The organism is Exiguobacterium sp. s35 (assembly GCF_018617535.1).
Lineage (GTDB): Bacteria > Bacillota > Bacilli > Exiguobacteriales > Exiguobacteriaceae > Exiguobacterium > Exiguobacterium aestuarii.
On sequence record NZ_JACSKI010000001.1, the window covers coordinates 1,590,809 to 1,615,995 of the forward strand.

The 25,187-nt window shown below is 49.4% G+C and carries 22 protein-coding genes; 3 read left to right on the top strand and 19 right to left on the bottom strand.

The annotated features are described in order from the left end of the window. Positions 1-243 precede the first annotated feature (243 nt). A complete protein-coding gene (locus KNO75_RS08150) occupies positions 244-2,055 on the top strand; it encodes a C40 family peptidase (RefSeq protein WP_214820940.1) in 1,812 nt (603 codons plus the stop codon). A gap of 112 nt (positions 2,056-2,167) precedes the next feature. Beyond that, positions 2,168-4,864 carry an EAL domain-containing protein gene (locus tag KNO75_RS08155; protein ID WP_214793345.1) on the top strand — a complete coding sequence of 899 codons (2,697 nt, stop codon included), beginning with the start codon at positions 2,168-2,170 and terminating at the stop codon, positions 4,862-4,864. A 12-nt stretch (positions 4,865-4,876) separates the two neighbouring features. Here the strand turns inward: KNO75_RS08155 and KNO75_RS08160 are convergent, their stop codons facing one another. Then, positions 4,877-5,605, bottom strand: a complete 729-nt coding sequence (locus KNO75_RS08160; RefSeq protein ID WP_214820942.1) for a DUF3784 domain-containing protein — start codon at positions 5,603-5,605, stop codon at positions 4,877-4,879. A 97-nt stretch (positions 5,606-5,702) separates the two neighbouring features. Beyond that, on the bottom strand, positions 5,703-6,944 hold the full coding sequence (locus tag KNO75_RS08165; protein ID WP_214820944.1) for a UDP-glucose dehydrogenase family protein: 1,242 nt from the start codon (positions 6,942-6,944) through the stop codon (positions 5,703-5,705). 104 nt (positions 6,945-7,048) lie between these two features. Between KNO75_RS08165 and KNO75_RS08170 the strand changes: the two genes are divergently transcribed. Then, entirely contained in the window at positions 7,049-7,309 is a 261-nt protein-coding gene (locus KNO75_RS08170) for a hypothetical protein (protein WP_214793340.1), read from the top strand. A 241-nt stretch (positions 7,310-7,550) separates the two neighbouring features. Here the strand turns inward: KNO75_RS08170 and KNO75_RS08175 are convergent, their stop codons facing one another. From KNO75_RS08175 to KNO75_RS08255, 17 genes are all read right to left on the bottom strand, one after another. After that, positions 7,551-8,168, bottom strand: a complete 618-nt coding sequence (locus KNO75_RS08175) for a sugar transferase (protein WP_214820952.1) — start codon at positions 8,166-8,168, stop codon at positions 7,551-7,553. A 17-nt stretch (positions 8,169-8,185) separates the two neighbouring features. Next, positions 8,186-9,241 carry a dTDP-glucose 4,6-dehydratase gene (gene rfbB / locus KNO75_RS08180; protein ID WP_214820954.1) on the bottom strand — a complete coding sequence of 352 codons (1,056 nt, stop codon included), beginning with the start codon at positions 9,239-9,241 and terminating at the stop codon, positions 8,186-8,188. Then, complete coding sequence (gene rfbA, locus KNO75_RS08185) at positions 9,147-10,118, bottom strand: glucose-1-phosphate thymidylyltransferase RfbA (protein WP_214793334.1); 972 nt, start codon at positions 10,116-10,118, stop codon at positions 9,147-9,149. Before rfbA ends, rfbB begins: the two co-directional genes overlap by 95 nt. Further along, complete coding sequence (locus KNO75_RS08190; RefSeq protein WP_214820956.1) at positions 10,115-11,272, bottom strand: DegT/DnrJ/EryC1/StrS family aminotransferase; 1,158 nt, start codon at positions 11,270-11,272, stop codon at positions 10,115-10,117. Before KNO75_RS08190 ends, rfbA begins: the two co-directional genes overlap by 4 nt. A gap of 10 nt (positions 11,273-11,282) precedes the next feature. Continuing rightward, complete coding sequence (locus KNO75_RS08195; protein WP_214820958.1) at positions 11,283-11,999, bottom strand: WbqC family protein; 717 nt, start codon at positions 11,997-11,999, stop codon at positions 11,283-11,285. Positions 12,000-12,011: 12 nt separating this feature from the next. Next, the gene (locus KNO75_RS08200; RefSeq protein ID WP_214820960.1) at positions 12,012-13,142 is read right to left on the bottom strand and encodes a glycosyltransferase family 4 protein; all 1,131 of its coding nucleotides are present in this window, start codon (positions 13,140-13,142) and stop codon (positions 12,012-12,014) included. 3 nt (positions 13,143-13,145) lie between these two features. Continuing rightward, positions 13,146-14,297 (bottom strand): non-hydrolyzing UDP-N-acetylglucosamine 2-epimerase, encoded by a 1,152-nt coding sequence (wecB, locus tag KNO75_RS08205; RefSeq protein WP_214820962.1) that lies wholly within the window; start codon positions 14,295-14,297, stop codon positions 13,146-13,148. Continuing rightward, positions 14,224-15,396, bottom strand: coding sequence for a polysaccharide biosynthesis C-terminal domain-containing protein (locus tag KNO75_RS08210; RefSeq protein WP_214820964.1), 1,173 nt, complete (start codon positions 15,394-15,396; stop codon positions 14,224-14,226). The genes wecB and KNO75_RS08210 overlap by 74 nt, the downstream gene beginning before the upstream one ends. Further along, on the bottom strand, positions 15,393-16,418 hold the full coding sequence (locus tag KNO75_RS08215) for a polysaccharide biosynthesis protein (RefSeq protein ID WP_214786527.1): 1,026 nt from the start codon (positions 16,416-16,418) through the stop codon (positions 15,393-15,395). The genes KNO75_RS08210 and KNO75_RS08215 overlap by 4 nt, the downstream gene beginning before the upstream one ends. Before the next feature lie 183 nt (positions 16,419-16,601). Then, on the bottom strand, positions 16,602-18,134 hold the full coding sequence (locus KNO75_RS08220; protein ID WP_214786525.1) for an oligosaccharide flippase family protein: 1,533 nt from the start codon (positions 18,132-18,134) through the stop codon (positions 16,602-16,604). 15 nt (positions 18,135-18,149) lie between these two features. Beyond that, the gene (locus tag KNO75_RS08225) at positions 18,150-19,214 is read right to left on the bottom strand and encodes an EpsG family protein (RefSeq protein WP_214820966.1); all 1,065 of its coding nucleotides are present in this window, start codon (positions 19,212-19,214) and stop codon (positions 18,150-18,152) included. A 17-nt stretch (positions 19,215-19,231) separates the two neighbouring features. Then, positions 19,232-20,149, bottom strand: a complete 918-nt coding sequence (locus tag KNO75_RS08230; RefSeq protein WP_214820968.1) for a glycosyltransferase family 2 protein — start codon at positions 20,147-20,149, stop codon at positions 19,232-19,234. Next, complete coding sequence (locus tag KNO75_RS08235) at positions 20,092-21,363, bottom strand: glycosyltransferase (protein WP_214820970.1); 1,272 nt, start codon at positions 21,361-21,363, stop codon at positions 20,092-20,094. Before KNO75_RS08235 ends, KNO75_RS08230 begins: the two co-directional genes overlap by 58 nt. Before the next feature lie 23 nt (positions 21,364-21,386). Next, a complete protein-coding gene (locus KNO75_RS08240; protein WP_214820972.1) occupies positions 21,387-22,088 on the bottom strand; it encodes a CpsD/CapB family tyrosine-protein kinase in 702 nt (233 codons plus the stop codon). Continuing rightward, complete coding sequence (locus tag KNO75_RS08245; protein ID WP_214820980.1) at positions 22,051-22,833, bottom strand: YveK family protein; 783 nt, start codon at positions 22,831-22,833, stop codon at positions 22,051-22,053. The genes KNO75_RS08240 and KNO75_RS08245 overlap by 38 nt, the downstream gene beginning before the upstream one ends. 122 nt (positions 22,834-22,955) lie before the next feature. After that, positions 22,956-24,113 carry a glycosyltransferase family 4 protein gene (locus KNO75_RS08250; protein ID WP_214820982.1) on the bottom strand — a complete coding sequence of 386 codons (1,158 nt, stop codon included), beginning with the start codon at positions 24,111-24,113 and terminating at the stop codon, positions 22,956-22,958. 12 nt (positions 24,114-24,125) lie between these two features. Next, positions 24,126-25,178, bottom strand: coding sequence for a glycosyltransferase family 2 protein (locus KNO75_RS08255; protein ID WP_214793320.1), 1,053 nt, complete (start codon positions 25,176-25,178; stop codon positions 24,126-24,128). Positions 25,179-25,187: the final 9 nt, after the last annotated feature.

Below are 25,187 nucleotides of genomic sequence, written 5' to 3' on the forward strand. Positions count from 1 at the left end.
AATAGCATGAAATCTTTCGTACCACGTTTTCCAAAATTCAACAGAAAGTCAATGCTTCCTACTTTTTTGAATCAACAAAATAGGTAGTTATTCCCACTTCTAAATTATTGACCTCCTTTTTAAGAAAGTGACCCGAATTGACCATTTGTCCCATTGCTTGCTTATTTCATCTCACCGTACAATGAACTTGTATTGTTTCACTTGTTGAATGTTTCGCTCTCATTTTTGAAAGGAAGTGACGCTATGAATCCAAAGTCAGGTCTCACCTATTCATTCGCGGCTCTCGCAGCGGTCAGCGTATTGGCTCATGCGGATGAAGCAGCCGCCGCAAGCACACATACGGTGCGTTCCGGTGATACGTTGTGGTCCATTAGCCGATCCTACGACCTTTCCGTTTCGGCTTTAAAATCGTTGAACGGATTGACGTCTGATTCCATCCGAGTCGGTCAAACGCTTCAAGTATCCGGTTCTGGATCGACAGGTGGTTCGTCGCTCTCGACGTCGAGTACGACGCGCATGGCAACAACCGATGCATTGAATTTGCGCTCAGGTGCGGGGACGTCCCATCGGATTTTATTAACGATTCCAAAAGGAAAAGTAGTCACGCCAATCCAAACGAATGGCACGTGGACGAAAGTGAGCTACGGTGGACAAACGGGTTGGGTGCACAACGGGTATTTGAAAAAGACTTCAACCTCGACTCCCACAACACCCGCACCGACGACACCGCCTAGCGTAAAACCGAGTGCGACTACTGCGAAGACGACCGTCAATTTGAACCTTCGTGCCTCTAAGTCGACGAAAGCCAATATCTTATTGACGATTCCAAAAGGGAAAGCTGTCACCGTACTAAAACGGGAAGGCTCTTGGTCACAAGTCAAATATGGATCACGAACAGGGTATGTCGCTCATACATATTTAAAGACATCAGGATCAGCGACACCGTCTACACCTGTCACGACTACCCCAAGCCCAAGTACCCCTGCGGAAAATACGGTGAATCAGCAGTTTGTGACAACGGCGAACTTGAACGTACGCCAAGGGGCCGGGATCGGCTATGCACTCGTCACGAATATCCCAAACGGTACGGTCGTACAGGCGACGAAACAGTCAGGCGACTGGTACTACGTCACGTATAACGGGAAATCCGGGTATGTCAGTTCCGGGTATTTGAAACAGACGACGACCACGCCAAGCAATCCGGCTCCGAACGAAGGTGACGGTGGCGCAGGGAATGCGGAAGTCGATTACGTCGTCAACACGCCGTCCTTGAACGTACGCTCGAACGCTTCGACGAATGCGACAATCATCGGGAGTGTGAAGGCCGGACAGACATTACGTGTCGTTCAAGCGTCAAATGGCTGGCTTCAAATCTACTATGGCAACACAGTCGGTTTTGTCGCTTCAGCTTATGTCAAAACCGTCTCAAAAGGCTCGACTGGAACAGAAGGACCGACATGGGTGGAAGGTTCGTATGATGCGAATTCATACTACACGTATTACCCGACGGCGATTCGGGCACAGGCGAACGAATCGAGCAGCACGGTCGGTTCTACACTCCGTGGGGAATTGTTGAACGTGATCGGAGAGACAACTACCCACTACAAGCTTGCGTCAGGGTTCGTCGCCAAATCTGCCGTCACCGAAATCAAAGGTCAGAACGCGCAGGCGACACGACTTTCAACGATTCAGGTGGCCAAGCAATATGTCGGCACTCCATATGTATGGGCTTCTTCTAGTCCGGCAAATGGTGGCTTCGATTGTTCAGGTCTCATCTATTATGTATTCAACCAATCGGGTGTCAGCATCCCACGTACAAACGTAGCCAATTATTGGGGTGGTGCTTACTTCGGACCACAGTTGCCAACATCGTTCGTCCCACAAGCTGGTGACCTCGTCTTCTTTGAGAACACGTATACCGCTGGACCTTCACATATGGGCATCATGATCGATTCCGATACATTCATTCATGCCGGCTCGTTCGGCTTAGGCTACAACCAAATCAGTAAAGAACCGTATTGGCAATCACGCTTGATCGGTTATAAACGACCGTGACTTTTGTCACGCTATAAAACCCGACGAAAGTCGGGTTTTCCTTTCGTTTTGCAGGAATTTCATCTCGTGACCCGAATTCGGAAGTATGATGAAGGAAAAAAGGAGGTGCCGGATGGGTCAACCCCGCTTTGCTAAAATTCCATACCGTACCTACACGATGGTACTGGCAATCGCTTGTCTCATCGGTGTCCTGTTGTTCGGACTCGGGACGAGTTATTACTGGCATGAAAAACAAGAAGCGATCGACGAGACGATCACGAACTTGAATCAGGCTGCAAACCTGGCTGGCGTCGAAGCGTATGTCACCTTGTTCGAAGCGGCGACTCGATACGAGGATCAATCGAATCAGACGACATCTTTCCTTTCCGTCCCTTATAAAGAGCGCGCACTTCAATACAATGAACGACTACAGAAAGACTTTGAATCTGGAGTGAACGAACAAGAACGAGAGACACTTCAGACATTTTCGAATGAATTGGAACGTATTCTCGATGCAGAAGAGTTCGAAGCAGTCCCGTCTGATGTCATCAGTTCAATCAATCGGCGCTGGCTCTATCAGGCGCTCGAACAAACCAACCAGCCGAACGCGACGTATGAGCTGACGGATGCAATCATGCGAATGCAGTCGATGCTCATGCGCAGTGGTGACACGTTGTTCCAAGAACCGATTGAAGAAGGACAATTGATGAACACGGTTAATTTGATTGTCAATGAAGCGGCAATCATTCAAAAAGTCATCAATCAAAACGAAGCACTGCAATCCAAAGCGGTCATCGATGTGGCGGAGAGCGGTCAGTCGTTTGCCAACATGGCGAGCAGTGAAGCGTCTCTTGAAGCGCGTTACGTCAATTCAACGAACGTCTACGAAGATGCATACGCTGCTCTTCGCTCGATTCGTTCCACGTCTGAGACGATGCTACGAGATGAGAGTAAACAGTATCAGGTCCTCGCCACGACATCCTTCGTCGTGACGCTCCTCTTATCGCTCGGACTCCTTTTCCTGCTTTACTATACGCGAAAACGATACAATCACGACTTGGCACATCTGAAGGCACGTGCGCTCGCCATCGATCCAAGTTTAGATCCGGTCGAAGCGACGTTCCCGAAAACACATGATTTCCGTGGCATCGAGGACGAACTCCGTGAGATTGCGGTGAGTGTTCATTCAACCGTCCACGAGCTCGAAAATCGTTCACAGGAACTCGTACGCTATCACGAGCGTTGGTCATCGCTCTTCTCGGAGACGGGACTCGCCATCGCTTTAATGGACGACTCGTATAATCTGATGGAACGAAACGAAATGTTCCGTCAATTTTTTGGAGATCGAAATTTATATGAAATCAATCAACTGTTCACCGAGACCGGACGCCGTTTGTTCGAGCAAGCGCTCGAGGGTGTGACTGATCAAGGAACGAGCGCTCAGTTCATCATTCATTTAAAAGGTGAACACACACGATATTTGAACATCAAGCTGACCCCGCTCAAACGGGAAGAAAAACTGACGTATTATTTGATTGTCGAAGACGAGACCGACCGGGTCGAACGAGAACGAAAGGTCGACCGACTCGTCCGCTTCGATTTAGCGACCAATCTGTACAACGAGTATGGGTTCATCCGAAAATGGGAGCAACAAGAGATTGACGGGACGTTCGTGCTGATTCGACTGCACGACTACCATCATCTCGTCGACTGGTACGACCCGGCGTATGCAGATCTCCTCATGACGGAGTTCGCACGCGCTGTCGAAACCCGTTTATCTAAATATGCGCACCATCTCTTCGGTCGATATCGGGATGACATGTTCATGCTGTATGTCAGAGGGTTCACTGCCGAGGATGAACATGAATTGATGGAACTGTTCCCAAGCGAATTGATCGTCAACCACAAGCGACAAAACGTGCACATCCAAATCGGTGCGACCGAGACGAAACCTGCATATAACGATTGCTTGTTCGAGGCGATGAAAGCCTTACAACACGCAAAAGAGACGCGTACGCCTTCGGTTTGGTATGACTCGGATATCTTGGCTCAGATGCAACTCGCTGCCTTAATTGAACAGGCGCTTCCCGATGCGATTCGAAAAGGTGAATTGACGGTCGCTTATCAGCCACAAGTCGAGCTAAAAACAGGACGCGTTGTCGGAGCGGAAGTCCTCGCCCGATGGACACATCCGGAAATCGGGGTCATTCCTCCGAATGAATTCATTCGCATCGCTGAACGGTCTGATCAAATCCTTTGGTTATCACACAACATCCTCGACCAGACGATTGAACAGCTCGTCGCATGGCAAGGAACGATGTTTGAAGACATCTCCTTATCGTTCAACTTGTCGGCCCACTCCGTCGATCCGTCGATCGTGACGAAGCTTCGTGATTCGATTGAATCGTATCCATGGTTACCGGACCGCTTGAAAATCGAATTGACCGAGTCATCGGATATTATGTCGTATGCGAGCGAGCTCGAGCGCTTAGAGGATATCGCTGACCTCGGATATTGTCTCTCGATTGATGACTTCGGTACCGGGTACGCCTCATTCGAAGCGATTTGGCATTTACCGATTCAGGAAGTGAAAATCGACCGTATGTACGTAAGTGGAAAAGCGAAAGAAAGCACGTCCTTCTTACGTGCCGTCTCGCGCTTTGCGAACGAGCAAGAGCTCACCGCTCTCGCTGAAGGGATCGAGACCGAGAGTGACTTATCGCGGATGATCCGTGAAGGGGTAGAACTCGGACAAGGCTATTACTTCTCACCCGCTCTTGATGCGGCTTCATTTGAATCATGGGTCAACACGAAGGGACACTCGAATTGAGTGTCCCTTTCTTCAGCGAGAACGAATGTCCTCATATAACTCCCTCGTCGCTTCCGCCGAGGACTGATTCAGATAAATCGGTTCTTCCGACCAATCGAGGCGAATGACCGGTTCGACATCACGGTCGATAAAGAGAAGGACATCCTCCCCTGTCTCCGTCCGAAAATGCCCCGTCAGACGTGAGCCTGAATCCGCCCCGTTCGTCCGCCGAGCGATTTCGGGTAACGTCGTCCACGTCACATCCTCGAGTTCATCGAACGGGATCTCACGTCCGTAGCTCCCTTCAATGACAATCGTCGAGTTTGTCACAGTCACGTCGGTCGGTTGACTGAACCAAAACAGGAGCGCTGGCACGCCGACGAGCAAGACGACGGAGACGATGACGATCGGGATAAGACGTTTTTTCCCACCCGGTCTTAAAGCTCCGGATTCGTCATAGATATTTCCGTCATAGCGTTGCATACGCCAAAGCATCACAACGGTGAAGACGATGATGACCAAGAAAAACGGGGCAAGCGGGATATCCAATTCAAATCCTTCGATGAGCGCAATGATGAGAAAAATCGCACCAATCCCGTAACACATCCAGGCAACAAGACGCGCCACTTTTTTAATATTCACCCGGTCCCTCTTCTCTCTCGACATCGTATTGTATCCTGAAATCAAATCGTGCCATCCGAGCCGATCTACCGCGAAGCCGAGCGCGATGACGATAACGGCAGCCAATACAAGAATCCACATGTGCCTCACCTCCTCACTTTCATTTACGTCACAAGTCTCGCAAAAGATTCACCCCACACAAAAAGAGGACCGCTCATCGAAACGGTCCTCTGAAAAATCAATTGGATGTAGGCGTGTTGGACGGACGTTGCATCCGGCCAATGCCTTCGTATGAAACGTCACCTGGGTCACGCGCGAACTTCCAAGCATTCCGCGCATCGAGTAATCGACGTTGGCGCATACCTGAGAAAGCTTCGGGTGCCAAGTTGACGAGCTCCTCCCATTCCGTGACGAGAATCGCATAATCCGCACCCTTCAGAGCTTCTTCTACAGACGCTACTTGTGGGTATTCCCACGTGGCGATCGGGTCATAGCCGATGACCTCGACATCTCGGGCGACCATGTGATGTGCGAGTAGAATCGACGGTGCATCTCGCATATCATCCGTTCCTGGTTTGAATGCTAAGCCCAGAATGGCGACACGCATCTTAGGCTCTAGATGAAGTTTCGACAATACGTACTCTGCTTGTGTTTCATTCACTTTCGCTGCCGCCTTGATGACGCGAAGATTGACGTCGTTTTCTTTTGCGACATGAAGAAGCGCATCCATATCTTTCGGGAAACAAGAGCCCCCATATCCGATTCCAGCATTGAGGAACGAACGTCCGATGCGTGGGTCAAGACCCATCCCGTCGGCAATCGTCATGATGTCCGCACCTGCCTCATCGGCTAGACGAGATAAGTCGTTCATGAAGCTGATCTTTGTCGCCAAAAAGGCGTTCGAGGCGTATTTGATGAGCTCGGCATTGATCGGCGTCGTACAGATGAGCGGAACACCGAGGCGGCCATAAATCCCTGCCAACTCTTCACAAACCTCAAGGTCCTCACATCCAATGACGACACGATGTGGTTTCATTACATCCGCGAGGGCGCGCCCTTCTTGTAAAAACTCAGGTACGATCGCAAACGTATGAGACGGATACATGATTTTCAACAAATCCGTCGTGCCAGGTGGGACCGAGCTACGAATGATGACCTTGTGCTTCGTCTTCAATTCGGAAAGAGCTGTCTCGATATAAAAGAGGTCACAACTTCCATCAGGCTTGCTCGGCGTGCCGACTGCGAGAATTAAATAGTCGACGTGCTCCGTATTTGCGATTTCGTCGGTTAACGTGATTTGATCGGCGTGCTCTTGTAGCACGTCCGCCATGCCCGGTTCGTGGAATGGAGGGTGACCACTCTTCAGGAGACCTAACTTCCCTTGGTGCGTCTCGACCCCGATGACCTCATGACCCGCTTTGGCCAATCCGCACAGTGTCGCCAATCCGACATATCCTAAGCCTATAATTCCAAATTTCACATCAGTTCCTCCTTCAATCATCTTTCCTAAGCGTACCCAAACACGCTCAAGAAGTGAAGCTTCTAACACTCTCTCGATGTTCTTTGCTATAATGAGTCAAAATGATGGGTGAAAGGACAAACCACATGGGCTTAATCGCTTTCTTTTTGGTAACGTTATTGATTTATTTTTGGTTACCGGTCCGGGGGGGACTGAAAACCTTTTTACTTGTGTTGATGATGGTGAGTGGTTGGCTCTCCATCTTTGAGCTTGTTTCCATCTTAGAAGCTCGGCCATGGATATTCGCTCCAATCCTGATTGTCGTTGCGTCAGTGATTTGGAAGGTACAACGCGACCGAAAACAGCAGATGAAGAAAAGTGTTTGACCTCGGTCGGGCGCTTTTTCTTTTTGTACTATTCTACACAAACTCAATGTTCCCTTCTTTAAGAAAAGGGATTCGAAAATTCTTAAGCAGACAATAAGGAGATATCAATTTGCTGAAGCGCTTAATACTTTGTTCTATAACGTTTATGGAAGAGATAAAATGACACCGATCACTACTCGATTCGTCTACTTTCGAACTATACATATCCTACAAAAAAAGCACCTGCTATAAAAAGGTGCTTTCAACGCTGCAAGGTTTCACTCCCCATAAACGCTTCCATCGTCGCCGACGTGTCGGAGGAAATCCCTTCTCTTTTTAACACTTTATAGGCAGTTCGGATGATGATCCACCAGTCGCCCCAAAACGTCACATGCTCGACGTAACGGACGTCTAGTTCAAATCGTTCTTCCCATGACAAGCGATTGCGACCATTCACTTGAGCGAGCCCCGTCAACCCTGGTCGCACATCGTGACGACGTTTCTGTTCCACACTATATCTAGGTAAATACTCGACAAGAAGCGGTCGAGGACCAACAATCGATAGGTCACCTTTTATAATATTGATTAGACTCGGCAACTCATCGATACTGAGGGAACGTAACTTTTGTCCGAAGGGTGTCAAACGTTTGTCATCGGGGAGCAGTTCCCCGTTTTCATCTCGCTCCTCTGTCATCGTTCGAAATTTGGTTAAATGGAACACCACGCCATCCTTGCCTGGGCGTTCCTGAAGAAAGAAGATGGGACCTCCGAGCTTGATTCGAATCATCACACCGACAACGAATAAGATTGGGCTCAATACGAGTAGTGCAAGCAATGCTAACGTGATATCTTGAGTTCGTTTAAAATACCGTTCATACATATTGAACCTTCCCCTTTCTATAGAGAAGCGTACATTTTTTCGTAGTAGTCGCGATAGGCTCCCGATACGACGTCCTCCACCCATTCTGGATGCGTGCGATACCATTCAATCGTCGCTTCGATTCCTTGCTCAAATTGATAACGAGGTGCCCAGCCGAGTTCTTCGCGCATTTTAGAAGCATCGATCGCATAGCGACGGTCATGTCCTGGTCGGTCGGTCACGAACTGAATCTGATCGTCTGATAGTTGAAACACTTGCAAAATCGTGCGAACGAGTTCGAGATTCGTCAACTCATTATTCCCACCGATGTTATACACTTCGCCGAAGCGTCCTTTTTCCCGAACGAGGTCGATGGCTTCACAATGATCTTGAACGTGTAGCCAATCTCGAATGTGTCCCCCATCTCCATATACGGGAAGCAGTTTTCCGGTCATGCAATGATGCACCATGAGCGGAATCAGTTTTTCTGGGAATTGATACGGCCCATAGTTGTTGCTGCAACGCGTCGTTTTGACGGGAAGCCCGTACGTTTCATGATACGAACGGACCAGTAAATCCGAGCTGGCTTTTGACGCTGAATACGGACTATTCGGTGCAATCGGTGAATCTTCCGTAAAATAACCGGTCTCGCCGAGTGATCCATATACCTCGTCTGTCGAGACGTGAACAAAACAGACACCCGCTCGGTACTCTCGGCTATATTTGTCATCCGGGTGCAGTTTCCAATGACGCATCGCCACATCTAACAGCACTTGCGTCCCGAGTACGTTTGTCGATAAGAACAGCTCAGGCTCGAGGATACTGCGGTCAACATGCGATTCTGCCGCAAAGTGGACGACCTCATCCACTTGGAACAATGTGAACAGTTCGTCGATGGCGGGACGATCCCGAATATCTACTTTTCGAAACACGTAGAGCGGGTCGGTCTCAAACTCCTGAATGTTTTTGAGGTTGCCTGCATACGTCAGCGCGTCGACGTTAAGAATGCGGGACGTCGGATGTTTTGCCCGATAGTGTTTTATGAAATTTGAACCGATGAACCCGGCTCCGCCAGTCACTAGGATCGTATGCATTTGTCTGTTCCCCTTCCTCTACGAGTGAGATTAAATATTGACCGTAGTCGGTCATCTTGAGCGTCAAGCCGATGTCTCGGAGCTGTTCACGTGTGATAAAACCACGTCGCCACGCAATTTCTTCAAGACACGCAATATAGTAGCCTTGTCGTTCTTGCACCGTCTGGACAAAGATGGACGCTTTGATCATCCCTTCTGGAGTCCCTGTGTCGAGCCATGCCATTCCCCGACCGAATAAGACGACGTTCAGCTCGCCGCGCTCGAGATACATGTTGTTAATGGATGTGATTTCAAGTTCCCCTCGTGGTGACGGTTTGACTTGTTTCGCGAATTCGACGACTTGATTGTCATAGAAGTATAAGCCCGGCACCGCATAGTTCGATTTTGGAACGGCCGGTTTTTCTTCGATGGAGACGACTCGATGATTTTCGTCGAACTCGACAACACCGAACGCCCGCGGATCTTTCACCGGATAGCCGAACACCGTCGCGCCTTTCGTCTTCGCCTGCGCGTCTCTTAAAAATCGTGTCAAATCTGGTCCATAGAAGACGTTGTCGCCTAAAATGAGACAGACCGAATCATCACCAATGAAATCCTCCCCTAATATGAAGGCGTCAGCTAAGCCGACCGGTTTCGTTTGAACCTTGTACGTCACTTCAATCCCGAGTTGATGACCGTCACCGAAGAGACGTTCATATCCTCCGATGTCTTGAGGCGTAGAGATGACGAGCACTTCTCGGATGCCAGCAAGCATCAAGACCGACATCGGATAGTAGATGAGCGGCTTGTCGTAAATCGGCAACAGTTGTTTGGATACGGCTTTCGTCATCGGATAGAGGCGGGTACCGTTTCCGCCTGCTAATATGATTCCTTTCATCGTGTCATCATCCTTTCTCTCAAGATGTCACAAATACGTGCGACGTCGGTCGGTGTCAAATCCGGATAGAGTGGCAACGTCAGGACGCGGTCCGCAATGTGTTGAGCGACCGGTGTCCGGCGGCTCGCGAATCGATTTTCCATCCAGTCATAGTCCGTGACGAGCGGATAAAAATACTTTCTCGTCAACACCCCTTTTGCAGCGAGCACCGTCTCCATCTCGTCTCGACGATTGACTGCATCCGTGAAAACGATTGGATAGTAGGAATGGTTCGGACCGACACCTGGCTGATACTCGAGTACACGAACACCTGGTATTCCTTTCAGCGAGGCATCATATTGTTCTCTGACCCGCTTCCGTTTTGCCATCACTTCATCGATGTGGCGCAGATTACATAGACCCATCGCCGCCTGAAACTCATTCATCTTCGCGTTTCCACCTGGTTCTTTGACGGTTTCAGGACCGGTGATCCCAAAGTTTTTTAGCCGTTCGAAACGTGGTTTTAGCGCTGGGTCATTGAATGTAAGTGCCCCGCCCTCAATCGTATGGTAGACTTTCGTCGCATGGAAACTGAACATCGACACATCTCCGAACGTTCCGATTCCGCGTCCATTCACCGTCACACCGAACGTGTGGGCTGCATCATAAATCACCTTCAAGTGATGTTTTTTGACGATTGCCTCAATCGCTTCGACATCACATACATTTCCGTATACGTGGACGGGTAGAATGGCGGATGTTTTCGATGTGATCAATCGTTCGATTTTTGAAGCATCGAGCGTATAGTTGTCTGCCCGAATATCCCCAAAGACCGGTGTCAGTCCTTTTCGAATCAATGCGTGTGTCGTCGAGGCGAACGTAAACGGTGTCGTGATGACTTCTCCCGTCAATCCGAGCGCCTCAATCGCGGCCTCTAATGCGAGGTGACCGTTTGTGAAGAGGGCCATCTGTTCGACTTTTAGATATTCTTTCAGCGCTTGTTCAAGTTGTTGGTGCTTGGTCCCATTGTTCGTCAGCCATTTTGACTCCCATAACGATCGGATTTCCTCCACATACTCTTCGAATGGAGGGAGGGCTGATTGAATGACGGGGATGACGGGCTCGTGTGATGGTAGCGGTGGTGTGCTCGACTGAAGATCAACGATGTGCAACATATGCTCCCTCCTAAGTCGGTTGGTGATTGGCGACAAGCTCGTAACGATGAAGCATGTCGTGAATCTGTTCGGCTGAACAGTTCATCATGCAGTCGATGATGGACATGTATGGAAGAAATGTATCCGTCTCCTGCCGATACGTCGGCAGTTCCGATTGTAAAAAGGATAACGCCATGCCCGATTGCTGGAACGACTCCTCGTCATAAAGTGCTCTCCCGTTGATCGCATTGATGTAATGGGTCGCGTCGAGTTGCCTGCAATAGTCAAGGATCCGTTCCTGTCCTCTCAACGTCGGGTCTCCATTAAGATCTGACGTATAGAGAAACGTCGTGTCGATGTGGAGATAACGAGCGACTTCTTGTAGACCTTGAGCGAGATAAGTCGCGACGTTTTGTTCGGGATTCGAAAGCGCGCGTTCGAGAATCGGCATGGCCTCTTCAAAATAAGGTGCCCGATGATACGCATGGTGCAACTGTTTGATTTGCCTCAAAACGGTTTCTTCCACGAGCGCCCGTTCATGCTCACAAATCAACTTGTTTTGACTCATCTTCTGAATCGATAAAGTGAACGGATGAGGTTCACCGTCCATTACAATCTGATTCCGATGAATCCACCCTTTTTTGATAAATTGAACATCGTCGAAGATGACAAATGTATCGACGGCGTGCATCAGTTGGAAGTAGCCGAGGTAAGGGAAAAAGTACGGCTGCATGATGGCGACTTTCATACGAACACTCCTTCACGAAATGATTTGCTTCTCTCGCAACGTGTCATAATACCCTTTTGCTGTCACATCATTTCGATGGAATTTCACGAGCTCCCGAGAGAGCTTCCCGTGCTCGATCAAGCGCTCTGGATGTGCCAAATATTGCTCGATTCCCGCTTCGATGGACTCCACCGTGACATCACACATGTAACAGTTCTCTCCCTCAACCGAATGATGCGATACGTTGTTAATCTGATTGCTGATGACGACACCCATCCCGGAAGCACGTGCCTCGATGATTGTTCCATTCCCGTTCGAGTACGTCGCCGGGAGGATCAAGATATCCGCTTGTTCATATACGATTGGCATCTCGTCCCACGCCCGAATCTCATCTAAGAAATGGACGTTCTCGAGATGGTGTTCTGCGATGAAGGCTTTACACGCTTCGAGTTGTTGACCCGAGTGGTTCAAATAAAGCTCCAAGTGATAACGTTTCGATAAACGACGATACGCCTCGAGGACGAGGAGCGGTTGATAGCGCTCGACCAGTCGATTCGCGAACAACAACTTGAACGTGTCCCCTTGTTTTTTATGACGGAGTCCATGATCGAAATACGCATCGATATCTTGTGCGTACGTGGCATGTACGACCTTATTGGGGTCGAACTGTAACTCCCGTTTGAATTGATCGACGGCGACCGTCCCCATGCCGAAGTATAGATCCGCATCTTTGAACATCCAATGTAACAGTTGCGTTTTTCGAGGGTTATCGATTCGGTTCATCAATCGATCTGACGGGTCATCATCGTTTTGAAGTGGACGAAGCGGCTCGCTCATGACGACCGTTTTGATGCCTAACCGTTTCGCCACTTTCGTGATCAGTGCGTGCATCGGCATGAATCCTCCGAGCAAGATGATGTCAGGTTTGAAACGAATGAGTTCAGGAATCAACCCGAGTGAGAGATAGCTCAGTTTCGGGAACCGTTTCGAATACTTTAAAATCTTACACTTGTCTCCGAGCGGGATTTTCCACCAGTCCGGTCGGTTCGCATCCAAGTGTTCATAAAACCAAAACTCTGCATCGAAATATTCTTCTAGGGCATAACAGAGTTTCACTTGATACGGAGACGCGATATTACTAATAAAGACGAGCTTCTGTTTCATCGTTTATCCCTCCTTGACGACCTGTCTCGGGTCGACGCTACCTTTCCATACTTCACGTCGAACGTAGTCCGTGTAGGACAAGAGGATTCGCACGACCTTGTCCGAGACGTTCGGCATACTATAGTCACTGACGAGTCGCGGGCGTGGTTGTGACAAGACGACAGAGATTCCTTGAAGAATCCGTTCTTTCTCGAGACCGACCATGAGGACAGCCCCTTCCTCCATCGCTTCTGGACGTTCATGACTCTCGCGAATATTCAGACCTCGCAACCCAAGAATCGAAGACTCTTCGCTGATCGTCCCGCTGTCACTGAGAACCGCCTTCGCGTGAAGTTGCAGGTGATTGTAATCGATAAAACCGAGTGGCTTGAGCAAACGGACATGTGGATGAAACGTGATGTTCAACTCTTGGATCCGCTTCATCGTGCGTGGGTGCGTGCTTACGATAACAGGAAGGTCGTACACGTCAGCTACCGTATTCAAACTGTCCACGAGCGTGATGAAATGTTTGTCTGAATTGATATTCTCTTCCCGATGAGCAGAGACGAGGAAGTATCCCTCCCGTATTAAGCCCAGTCGGTCGAGTACGTCCGACTGTTCGATGGCCTCACGTTTTGAAGCGAGCACTTCATACATCGGACTCCCCGTCTTGATCACCCGTTCTGGTGGTAACCCTTCACGAAGCAGATATTCCCGGGCAATATCGCTATACGTCAAGTTGATATCTGACGTATGGTCCACGATTTTGCGGTTCGTCTCTTCCGGCACGCGCTGGTCGAAGCAACGATTGCCCGCTTCCATATGGAAAATCGGAATCTTCCGTCGCTTGGCCGCGATGGCCGTCAAGCAAGAGTTCGTATCCCCTAAGATGAGGACCGCGTCGGGGCGCTCTTGTTCTAAAATCGGGTCGATATGGATCAAGATGTTGCCGATCGTCTCCATCGGGCTACCGGTCGCAGCATTTAAAAAGTGGTCTGGTTTTCGTAGCCCAAAGTCTTCAAAGAAGACTTCATTTAATTCGTAGTCATAGTTTTGTCCGGTGTGCACAAGGATGTGCTCGATGGCTTCAGATTGTTCAAGTTTATGAAGGACGGCCGACAGACGAATGATCTCGGGTCTCGTCCCGACGATGGTCATCACTTTGAGCTGTTTCATCTTGCACCTCCATGAAATAAGTATCCGGACGATTTGGATCGAACGCTTCATTGACCCACATGACCGTCACCAAATCTACCGTCCCAACGTTTTCGATACTGTGTGTATAACCGACAGGGATGTCAATGACGCGCATCATTTCACCCGTCACATAATACGAGTGGACGATATCCTCTCCGACTTTTCGAAAGTGGATGTTCGCCTCCCCGCTGACCACCAAAAACTTTTCGTTCTTCGTATGGTGCCAGTGGTTCCCTTTCGTGATTCCTGGCTTGGCCACATTGACTGACACTTGCCCTCGGTCGGGTGTCCGAAGGAATTCGGTGAACGATCCTCGCGCATCCTCATGTTTCAATAGGTCATATCCGAATGCATCGACGGGCAAGTAGCTAAGATACGTGCTGTATAGTTGCTTCGTGAAGCGGTCATCGAGCGCAGGGACGGCTAGACTCTTCCGACTATCGCGAAACGAAAGAAGGAGATTAGCCAGACGTTCCAACGTAACCGGTTCATGTGTCGCAACCATCTGATAGCCAACGACCGGATGTTCTAGCACATGCACGAAAGCCTCTATGACGTCATCGATATAAGCGAGGGTGACGGTTCGATTCGGATCATGGATTTCAATCGGCTCCTCTTTGGCGACTCGGTCACAAAATGTGGCGACGACGCTATTGTAATCTGGGCGACTCCATTTCCCGAATAAGTTCGGAAGTCGATAGATCATCACCTGACGCCCAGTCCGGGTCACTTCTTCAAGTAACAATTGCTCGGCTTGACGCTTGCTTTGTCCGTACGGGTTGTCGAGTTCGGCTTGAACGGAAGAGGCATACACGATTGCGGCTGGATTTCCGACTTGTGTCAGCACATCAAGAAGGTGTCTCGTCAATCCGACATTTCCCTCGAAAAACTCCCGCTCCTCTTTCGGTCGATTCACGCCAGCCAGATGATAGATGAACGATGCGTCGCGACAGTAGGTCTCGAACGTCTCCTCGTCTGTCTCACGCGTTTGGGCAAACACTTCATGCCCTGCCGCTTCGAGCGTCACCCTCAAATTCTTTCCGACAAACCCGTTCGCCCCTGTGAGTAAGATCTTCATGAGACTTTCACCCAGCTCTTCAACTCTTGTTGGATATAAGGAAGTTTCATGAGGAGCTGTTTCACTTGTTCGACGTTGAGTTGCTCAGTGTTCGCCGAATTGTACTCGCCTTCGACGGTCAATTTTTGACTGCCTTCGCTGAAGTATTTTTCATAGTTCAAGTCTCGTGTATCGGCAGGCACCCGGTAAAAGCCACCCATATCTTCTGCGACTACATTCTCTTCTCGCGTCAAGAGTGTCTCGTACTGTTTCTCCCCGTGACGTGTCCCGATGACTTTGATCGGATTGTCGACACCGAATAGTTCGATGAGCGCTTGTGCCAACGTCCCGATTGTGGAAGCTGGTGCTTTCTGGACCATGATGTCTCCGGCATGTGCGTTTTTGAAGGCGAAGACGACGAGTTCGACCGCGTCTTCTAAACTCATCAAGAACCGTGTCATGAATGGGTCCGTTACCGTCAACGGTTCACCTCGTTTGATCTGTTCGACGAAGAGCGGGATGACCGAACCACGCGACGCCATAACGTTTCCGTAACGTGTCCCACAAATGAGCGTTTGATCCGGACGAACCGCTTTTGCTTTCGCGACGAACACTTTTTCCATCATCGCCTTCGAGATGCCCATCGCATTGATTGGGTAAGCTGCTTTGTCTGTTGAGAGACAAATCACTTTTTTCACCTGTTGCTCGACCGCTGCCGTCAAGACGTTATCTGTACCGAGTACGTTCGTCTTAACTGCTTCGAGCGGGAAGAACTCACAAGACGGGACTTGTTTCAATGCCGCTGCGTGAAAAACATAGTCGACTCCGTACATGGCGTTACGAACACTGTTCACGTCACGGACGTCCCCGATATAAAACTTGAGTTTATCGTCCATATAGAGCTTACGCATATCGTCTTGTTTCTTCTCATCGCGCGAGAAGATACGAATCTCTTTAATGTCCGTTTTGAGGAAGCGTTGCATGACCGCGTGACCGAACGACCCAGTCCCTCCTGTGATGAGTAACGTCTTATCTTGAAACATTGCAGATCCTCTCCTTCATGATGTAAATGGCTTCTATCGGTGATTGGAAAACTATTGCAATGAGTGGATATTAACGTGATACCCTTCTCATACAAGAATCTGAAAGATATGTGTATCATTTTTTTGAAAGATGGCTTGATGGCGCGTTTCCATAATTAGAAAAAGCATCCTCGGTTAGGATGCTTAAGAAGAACGTCGTAAAAACCCGGTGATGAGTTGTTTTTCATCTTCTCGAAATGTGAAGAGCCACAATACGAGAAGATATGCGCCCCCAAGCAACGCAGCTTTGAGTAAGAAGAGAAAGAGTGAATTGACGGGGAACGTTTGCTGAATCATCCATCCCGCCACGCCTAACATGATGAGCGTAGGCATAATCTTCATATGACACTCTTTAAAGAAGCGCCACATATTCAGATGTAGAATCCGAAGATAGACCCAGTTCATGAACAAGATCGTGCCAAATACATTCCCAATCAAAATGGCGACGGCTGCCCCGATGGCCCCGTAATGCGGCGATAAAATGGAAGATAAGATGACGCTGACGAGTGCGACAATCAAAGAGGCGAATGCTCGATATTTGATTTGATTCGTCGCAATGAGCGTCGTATAGGCAATCTCTTGCGTCAACGTGATAAAGCCCGGGGCAATCAAGAAGAGCGCCACCCAGTAAGAGGTGTGGAACGACTCACCGACCCACAATCGAATGAACTCTTGTCCCATCGTCATGAAGCCGACGATGATCAACCCGACGATATACAGTTGAATCCGCCCGACCCGGATGAGCAAGTTCTCTAAGTCGCCGTGCCGATTACTCGTCGTCATCCGTGTGACTTTCGGAAGGAAGAGCGAGCCGATGGCAGATGAGATCGTCCATACGTATCCTTCGATGACCATCCCGATGGAGAAGAGCGCGATTGAGGCACTCCCCGCGACCGCACCTAGAATGGTCGGTGTGATATTGAGGATGAATCGCTGAGCGAGTGCGATCAACGTCGTCCAAGAAGAAAAGGAAAAGATATCCCGGTACATGGTGCGACTCGAATAGAGAAACTCGACGGCGGTGTCCGTTCGTCGCATCAAGTAAAGTCCCTTCCCGACGATGATGGAGAGCCCGACGAGCGCGTTGACGAACACGAGCGCATATAACCCGTATCCGAGAAGGAGCGCCCCAACCATCAAGACGACGGTGAGTACTTTTTCAGATAAGTTGAACCAGTTCAAGACAACAAATCGTTCATTCGCAATCAGGATGCCGTTGAACGGTTTTGTCGGGAAGAGGACGACGATATAAAAGCCGACCATGATATAGAGCGTCTTCAGTGTATCGATTTCACTAGCGGACAAGCTCGCATAAATCGTCTCGATCATGACGTATACGCCAATGAGCACGAGGCCAATTAAGATGGCGATGCCTGTGAACAGTTTGAAGGCGACACCTAAAAAGCGAGATGCCCCCTCTTCATCACCGAGAGCGTGATAATTGGACAAGAAGCGCGATACGGCTGCCTCGAGTCCAAAATCGAGGGCGAACATGCTGACGAGAGAGATGGACAACATGTAGAGTCCGTAACTGGCTTGTCCAATCTCGGCAATCATCCACGGTGTATAAATCAACCCCGCTAAAATATTGAAGCCGATGGCGGTATACGACATGAGGGCACCGATTTTGATTTGACGGGAGCTGCGTTGTTCATCGAATTCCACTTTCGTCGCCATCTTGACTTCCCTCCTTTATTTTTGTTGCCAGAAGAATAAATAGATCGGTTCATTACGAACAAATAAGAAGAGTAGCGCTGTGATGGCCACGTAATAGACGAGAAGTCGCTCCCTTCGGTCAAACGATCGCAAGATTTCTGGAATGAGAAGCATGATAAAGACGGAGAAATATTGGACGACGCGCATCATCGATGGATTGATGAATGTGAGCGGTAAGAAGCAGAGCGCGAGCAACAGCGCGTTGATGTAATGGACAGCGTTCGGATTGTTCGCTATCATCTCGTCCTTTCGCCAGACGGCGACGATGGTGATCAAGAGGAGAAGTAACGAAAAGTTGAGCGTCCCTGCCCCTGCATAGTAATCGTACTGGTCATACCCACTGATGAGACGGAATAGTTCGAACAGTTGTCCTCTAAAGACGAATAAGAACGGGATGAGCGCTCCCATGAAAAGGAGATAACGGCTCGTCAATTGCTTGTTTGCCAAGAAATAAAACGGTAAGAAGACGAGTGCGGATTTATGAATGGTCGCTGCGAGAAGAACGATGAGTAGGAATGGCCAAAACCGGCGCGCCTTCACGAACCCATAGCCAATCATGACAGCGATGGCCGTCGCAATCGTCTGACGGATCCCTGTAATCGCAAAGAACGCATAGAATAACGTCGAAAAGATGATGAAGCTAAGTAACGGTTCCGTCGAGTTGCGATAAATCCAAATCCCGAATGGCACAAGGAATAGAATCGCGACAATGAGCAAGTACCATTGGTAGTTTTCGGTTAAGAGTTGGGTCGCTTTTTGAAGAACGAAATAGCCCGGATCTCGCTCGTCACCGCTCTCGAATAAACCGCTCATGAAGTTGTTTCCGATTTGCTCCCACGACATGACCCTCGATTGGTCATACATCCATTTGTACTGCATCGTATCCGCCCCGACACTTAGATGTCGAAATCCGGATAGGGCAATCCATTGGACGGTCGCAATGATCACAAACAACAGTTTCCCGTTTCGGATGCCGTCATCGCGAAGGAGCAACGCTGCCCATGCGATGAGGAGAATGAGGTTGATCAAATAGATGAGCATGTCGCCCCTCCTTTTCGTTAGCGATAACGTAAGTCCATGACACCGCGATAAACGGACAGCGCACGATGATATACATAAGATCTACCTTGCAGCCACTTCTGTTCACGACTAGACAACACCTGATGCCCATCGTAACGTGTCATCAACTCGTCACGCACATCTGGTGCGGCAGATCGATAGATGGCTCGAAAGACTGTCTTTTGTTTTGAGGGTGACTCGAGTCGCTGCAGTAGCTGTTCGAAGAACCGTCGTGACTCGATCGGGGCCACATCCGAAATCCGTTTCGTCTGCTGTTTCGGATGAACACGCGATTTGACATAAGGATTCGTTGTGACGAGAAACTCGTAGCCCGCAAGCGCCATATCGACCCAAAGCACCCAATCTTGGATATAGCGATAGTTCGTCGGAAACATTCCTGCTTCCTCAAATGCCTGCTTTGGAACGAGTAGCGCACATCCACTCAGACAAGCTTCTAGCATTAAGTAGTCAAACATCTGGTCACTCGTGTAAAAGCCTTTCGTACGCTTCCGAAGTCGTTGAATCGGTCGCCCGACCTCATCAATCAAGTCCGTCCCACAAGATAGAATCGTCTTCTGCTTATTGTCTATGCGGTCGAGAAGTTTCATTTGATGCGCGATTTTTTCAGGAGTATATAGATCGTCATGACTGAGCCATGAGAACCATTCCCCACGCATCTTCTCAATCCCAAGATTCAAGGCGGTCGACACGCCACCGTTCTCTTTCTCAAAATAGCGGATGCGATCAGCGAACTGTTTGGCGATAGCTGCCGTCGCACCACCATCCGTCGACCCATCGTTCACAACAATCACTTCAATCGGTTCGTACGTTTGAGCGAGCGCACTCTCGATTGTCTCGTTCAAATAGTCCGCTCCATTGTAGACGGGGATGACGATGGAGACGAGTGGCTGTGCCATAGTGAATCCCTTCCTTTCTGATTCATCAATTCCTGATAGACGTTCAAGTAGTCCGCGACGCGTCGTTCCATCCGAAACGCCTGATGGGCGTGCGAGACACACGCTTCCGTATAAGACGCTTTTCCATCTTGTTTGATTCGCTCAATCGCATCAACGAGCAGCGCGGGGTGACTTCCAGATACGACAGATCCGCACGAATCCGGGACAAGCTCAGGATTCGCCGTTCCATCTAAGACGATTGCTGGCGTGCCACACGCCATCGCTTCTGCCGTCACTTTCCCGAACGACTCTTCTTCAGATAAGTTTAAAAAGACATCTGCGAGCGCATAGTATTCCGCGAGTTCTTCCGGACGATTCGTCGACGGGATGTGGATGATTGATTTCGGCAATGCGATGTCTGGCATCGCCCCTACTAACAGAATGGTTGCGTCGGGCAGCCGTTCAGCCAAATCAATCCATTTAGACAATCCTTTCGAATCATCCCATGAGCTGGCTACCCCGAGAAGGACGAATCGGTTCGTCAATCCGAGTCTTCGCCGTACCAACGCTGTATCTCGTGGACGAAAGATATCGGTGTCGATCCAGTTGTAGATTCGACGGATGATTGAAGCTTGTCCAAGAAATGAAAATCGGGCTTCCGTCGTGATCCAATCCGATACCCCGATGACGGCAAGGCGCGGAATCGCTTGGAACCACGTTTTCTTGTCTTGCCACATCTGTGCGGTCCGATCGAGCCCCCAACTTGGATTATCAAGGGCGAGGCGTGGACAGTTTCCGCACCCATATTGCCAGCGGTCACAACCCGAACTCGTATAATGCGTACATTTACCGGTATAGAACCAACAATCATGTAACGTCAGGACGGTCGGTGTGTCGGTTTCAGCTAACCACGTCAACAGTGTCTCCAAATGCATATAGTTGGAATGAAGATTATGAAGATGGACAACGTCTGGTGGATTTACTTCCAGTCGTCTGATTAGTTCTTCCGTCGCTCCTTTCGAGGCGTACCCTTGCTTGCCCGTAAGTCTCGACAAGAAAGCATGACGCTTTTGATCGAACGACGAGCCGATTCGAATGCCGGATTCACTGTCAGGTCCCGTTGCATAGGCAACGACACTCTCATGACCAGCTTGGTTGGCGACGGTCGAGAGCTCTTTACAAATTCGCCCTGTGCTCTTCTCCTCATTGATCGCATTAATGTGTAAGATGCGCATCGCCCTTCGCCTCCTTTCCTGGCTCAATCGTATTTGTAGTGATAGTGACGTTCTTTTCCTTTATCTCGCTTATTCATCACAAGGCCGAGGATGTTCGCACCCGACAATTCAAGCTGTTCTTTCGCCTTGAGCACGTAGTCCCGATTCGAATTATCACAGCCGATGACAAGAATCGTCCCGTCCGCCTCACTGGCAACAATCCGGCTGTCCGCGACCTGCATGATTGGTGGCGCATCTAGGATGATCATGTCATACGATTGCTTGATTTCTTCAAGTACCCGTTTCATCATCGGAGAAGCAAGCAATTCCGAAGGATTCGGTGGAATCGGTCCGGCCGGGAGCATATACAGTTTAGGCACTTGGGTAGCTTGGATGGATCGCTCGAGCGTCGTCCGTTTGGCGAGCACTGTCGAAAGTCCGAGTTGCCCTGGAAGTTGGAAGGTGAAATGGGCTGTCGGTTTTCGCATATCGCAATCGACGAGTAAGACACGCTTTCCAAGTTGCGCATAGACGATGGCCAGATTGGAAGCCGTCGTCGATTTCCCTTCTCCCGGTGATGCGGACGTGACGACAATCGTCTGTAAGTCAGCTCCAAGTGAGGTGAATTGTAAGTTCGTTCGAATCGTCCGATATTGTTCGGCGATGGGAGACTGGGGATTCACGAGGGTGATTAAACTCCGTTTCGTCTCACGAACTTTGTCTTGTGTCTTTGGTAGGTGGAACATTTGGCTCGTCTCCTTTCGCCACTGGATTGACGTCTTTTACAGGTTCCGGTTTCGACCGCTTCGCGGCCATGTCTCGCTTTTCAATCACTGGAATGTTTCCGATGACCGGTAACGCCAGTAGCTTCTCTGCTTCTTTTTCATCTCGAATCCGTTTATCGAACGTGTAGCGGATGAGTGCGAGCACACTTCCGATGACAAACCCGACAATCAAACCGATGCCTGTATACATGACCGTACTCGGTGCGACGGGATCACTCGGCACGTCAGCAACCGACAAAACGCGAACATTATCAATATTCATGAGATCCGGGATTTCAGTGGCGAAAACTTCCGTGATGACGTTTGCGATATTCGCCGCGACGACCGGGTCGCTGTACTCGACGACGATGTTGATGACTTGCGATTCTTCCTCACTCTCGACCAACAACACTTCGCTAATATCATCTGGGGCGTTCGCGACTTGCTCCTGTACCTCGTTTAAGATTGCAGGGCTACGCATGATGACACGATACGTATTGATCAATGAGAGGGAAGAAGAGACTTGGGTACTGTCGACAACGTTTGAGCCGGCTTCTTGCTTCGGTACGATCAACACCTGGGTCGATGCTTCATATGTTGGCTCGACCACATATTGGCTTACATAATAGGCCGCTCCTCCAGCGATCATGACCGTCAAAAGAATCAACAGTTTACTCTTCTTGAAAACAGCGAGTAAATCCGATAGGAGCATCGTCTGACTATTCACGGGTGAACCCTCCTTCAACTATTCAGCTGCATTTCCTAGTACCTAGAATCTTTGTGTGCTTACTACTTACCCCCGCTCTTCTGACAAATCAAAAGAAATCATGACCATCTTTTTATAAACTATCAAGAAGGACGCCGATTCGTGAACGTATCGTAAATCTGCTTCATCTCTTCATGGGAGCGCTCGACATCAAACGCTTTTGCCGTTTGTGTATTATGCAACCCCATCTGATGAGATAGTTCGAAATCAAGTCGCATCGTTCGAATGGCGCGAGCGAATCCTTGAATGTCGTTCGGCGCACACTTGAAACCCGTCACTCCATCTACCGAATAATCGTTGATTCCATGCACATTCGAGGTGATGATCGGTAAACCCGCCGCCATCGCCTCAAGCGCCGCCATCCCAAGTCCTTCTCGTTTAGACGGAAAGACGAAACAGTCTGCCGCTTTCATCACTTCAAACACATCATCCCGAAATCCTAAGAGCTGTACTTGATTCGTGAGGTTCGTCTCTCGAATGACTCGTTCTAATTGAGGTCTTGCATCCCCGGTCCCGGCAATCCAATAACGGACGCTTGGATCACCGAGTTCGGCAATCGCTCGAATGATGGTCTCGTGATTTTTGTTCTCGTTCAACTCCCCGACCGAAAGTAAGACGAAATCGGTATCGGTATTCACCCCGAGCGACTGACGTTTCAACGGACGATCGATGTGAACCTGTTCAATCCGTTTCGTGTCGACCCCGATGCCCGGAATGCGGAACGTGTGCGTCGTCTTAAACGTCTGTGCTCTCGAGAAGTCTTCCTGATTAATCGTCACGATGGTGTCTGTCAATCGGGCAAGCGTCCGTTCGACCGGATAATAGAGCATCCAGTTGAGGGAAGGACTGCCTTTAAAGAAGTGGAACCCGTGAGCCGTGTACATGCATGGCGTGTCCGTTTGTCTTGCGACGAGACGCCCGATGACGCCACCGATTGGGGAGTGACAATGAATGAACGCATACGAATTTGTCGTCATGACGCGTTTCAATTGTTGGAATGCCCGGACATGTCCGTTCATTTTTTTGATGTCCCGTTCAAAGTCAATTTGGAAGAGCGTGACTCCTTCCTCTCGTAAACTCTGTTTGACGCGTTCGACTTTTTCTGCGCTATACATACTGCCCCATTCGAAGTTTGTGGCGACATGTACCTCGTATCCCATGTTCTGAAGGGTTCGGATGTTGTCACGATTGAAACTTTCAATCATCGATACGACGGAAGCGACCATGAGGACTCGTTTCATCTCGATCCCCCCTCACACACGTTTCCGTAAGTAGTTCACGCTACGGAGCATCAAGACGAGAGGCACGGTCTGTTCGTGCTTACACAATTGGAAGAACGTCCGCCATTTCAAATCAAAGTAACGCATATCCATCTGGGAATAGGCCTCTTTGTATTCTTTTTGTTGTAGGACTTGTCTCAACACTTCCGCTTGCGCAAACAGCGGTTTATTGGAACTCAATTCATTTAAGCCAATCCCAATCACGCTGAGTGCGATTCGGTTGTATAGCGCACGCGTATAATCTTCTCCGAGCTCATGCTCTTCGATGTAGTTCATGAGCATGTGGAAGAATTCCAATCGTGAGTTCACAAGATTGCGTTGATACGTACTCGTCTCAGACTGTCCGTTCGTCTTACGGTAGTGATAAATCGGATAATCGATGTAAATAAAACGTTGGCAATGCTCGAGCGCCTGAATTTGAAAATAAAGGTCGACAAACGAACCGTACGGGCTACGAAACGAGAGATGACGAATCAAATCGCGATGGTACAAGGTGATACAATTCGAATTCAGCGCATCGACCGTCTCCGGATGAGCGAGCTCTTCTCCGACAAGTCCGAACAGACGACGATGGACGAAACGTCTCGTCTCTTCGGCGTTGTACGATAAAAAATCCGCCTCAAAGATGCGTTTTGGCAAGGACCGTTCTTCATATTCACGGACGTATGTGCCCATGACCGCATCGGCTCGTTCTGCTTCCGCATGTTTGACGAGAAGCCGAATCGCATCATGGTCCAACCAGTCATCGCTATCGATGAACATCATGTATTCACCGGTCGCCATTTGAAGACCACGATCGCGGCAGAAGGAACACCCACGATTCGTCTGATCGATTAGGATGACGCGTGGGTCATCATCAAATTCCAGCATGATATCGAGACTTTGATCCGTACTGCCATCATTGATACAGATGATTTCAAGGTGAGGATACGTTTGATTGACGAGACTGCTTAAGCACTGGCGTAAAAACGCGCTCGTGTTGTAAACCGGCACGATGATACTAACGAGTGTTTCCGGACGTTCCATGTGCGTTCA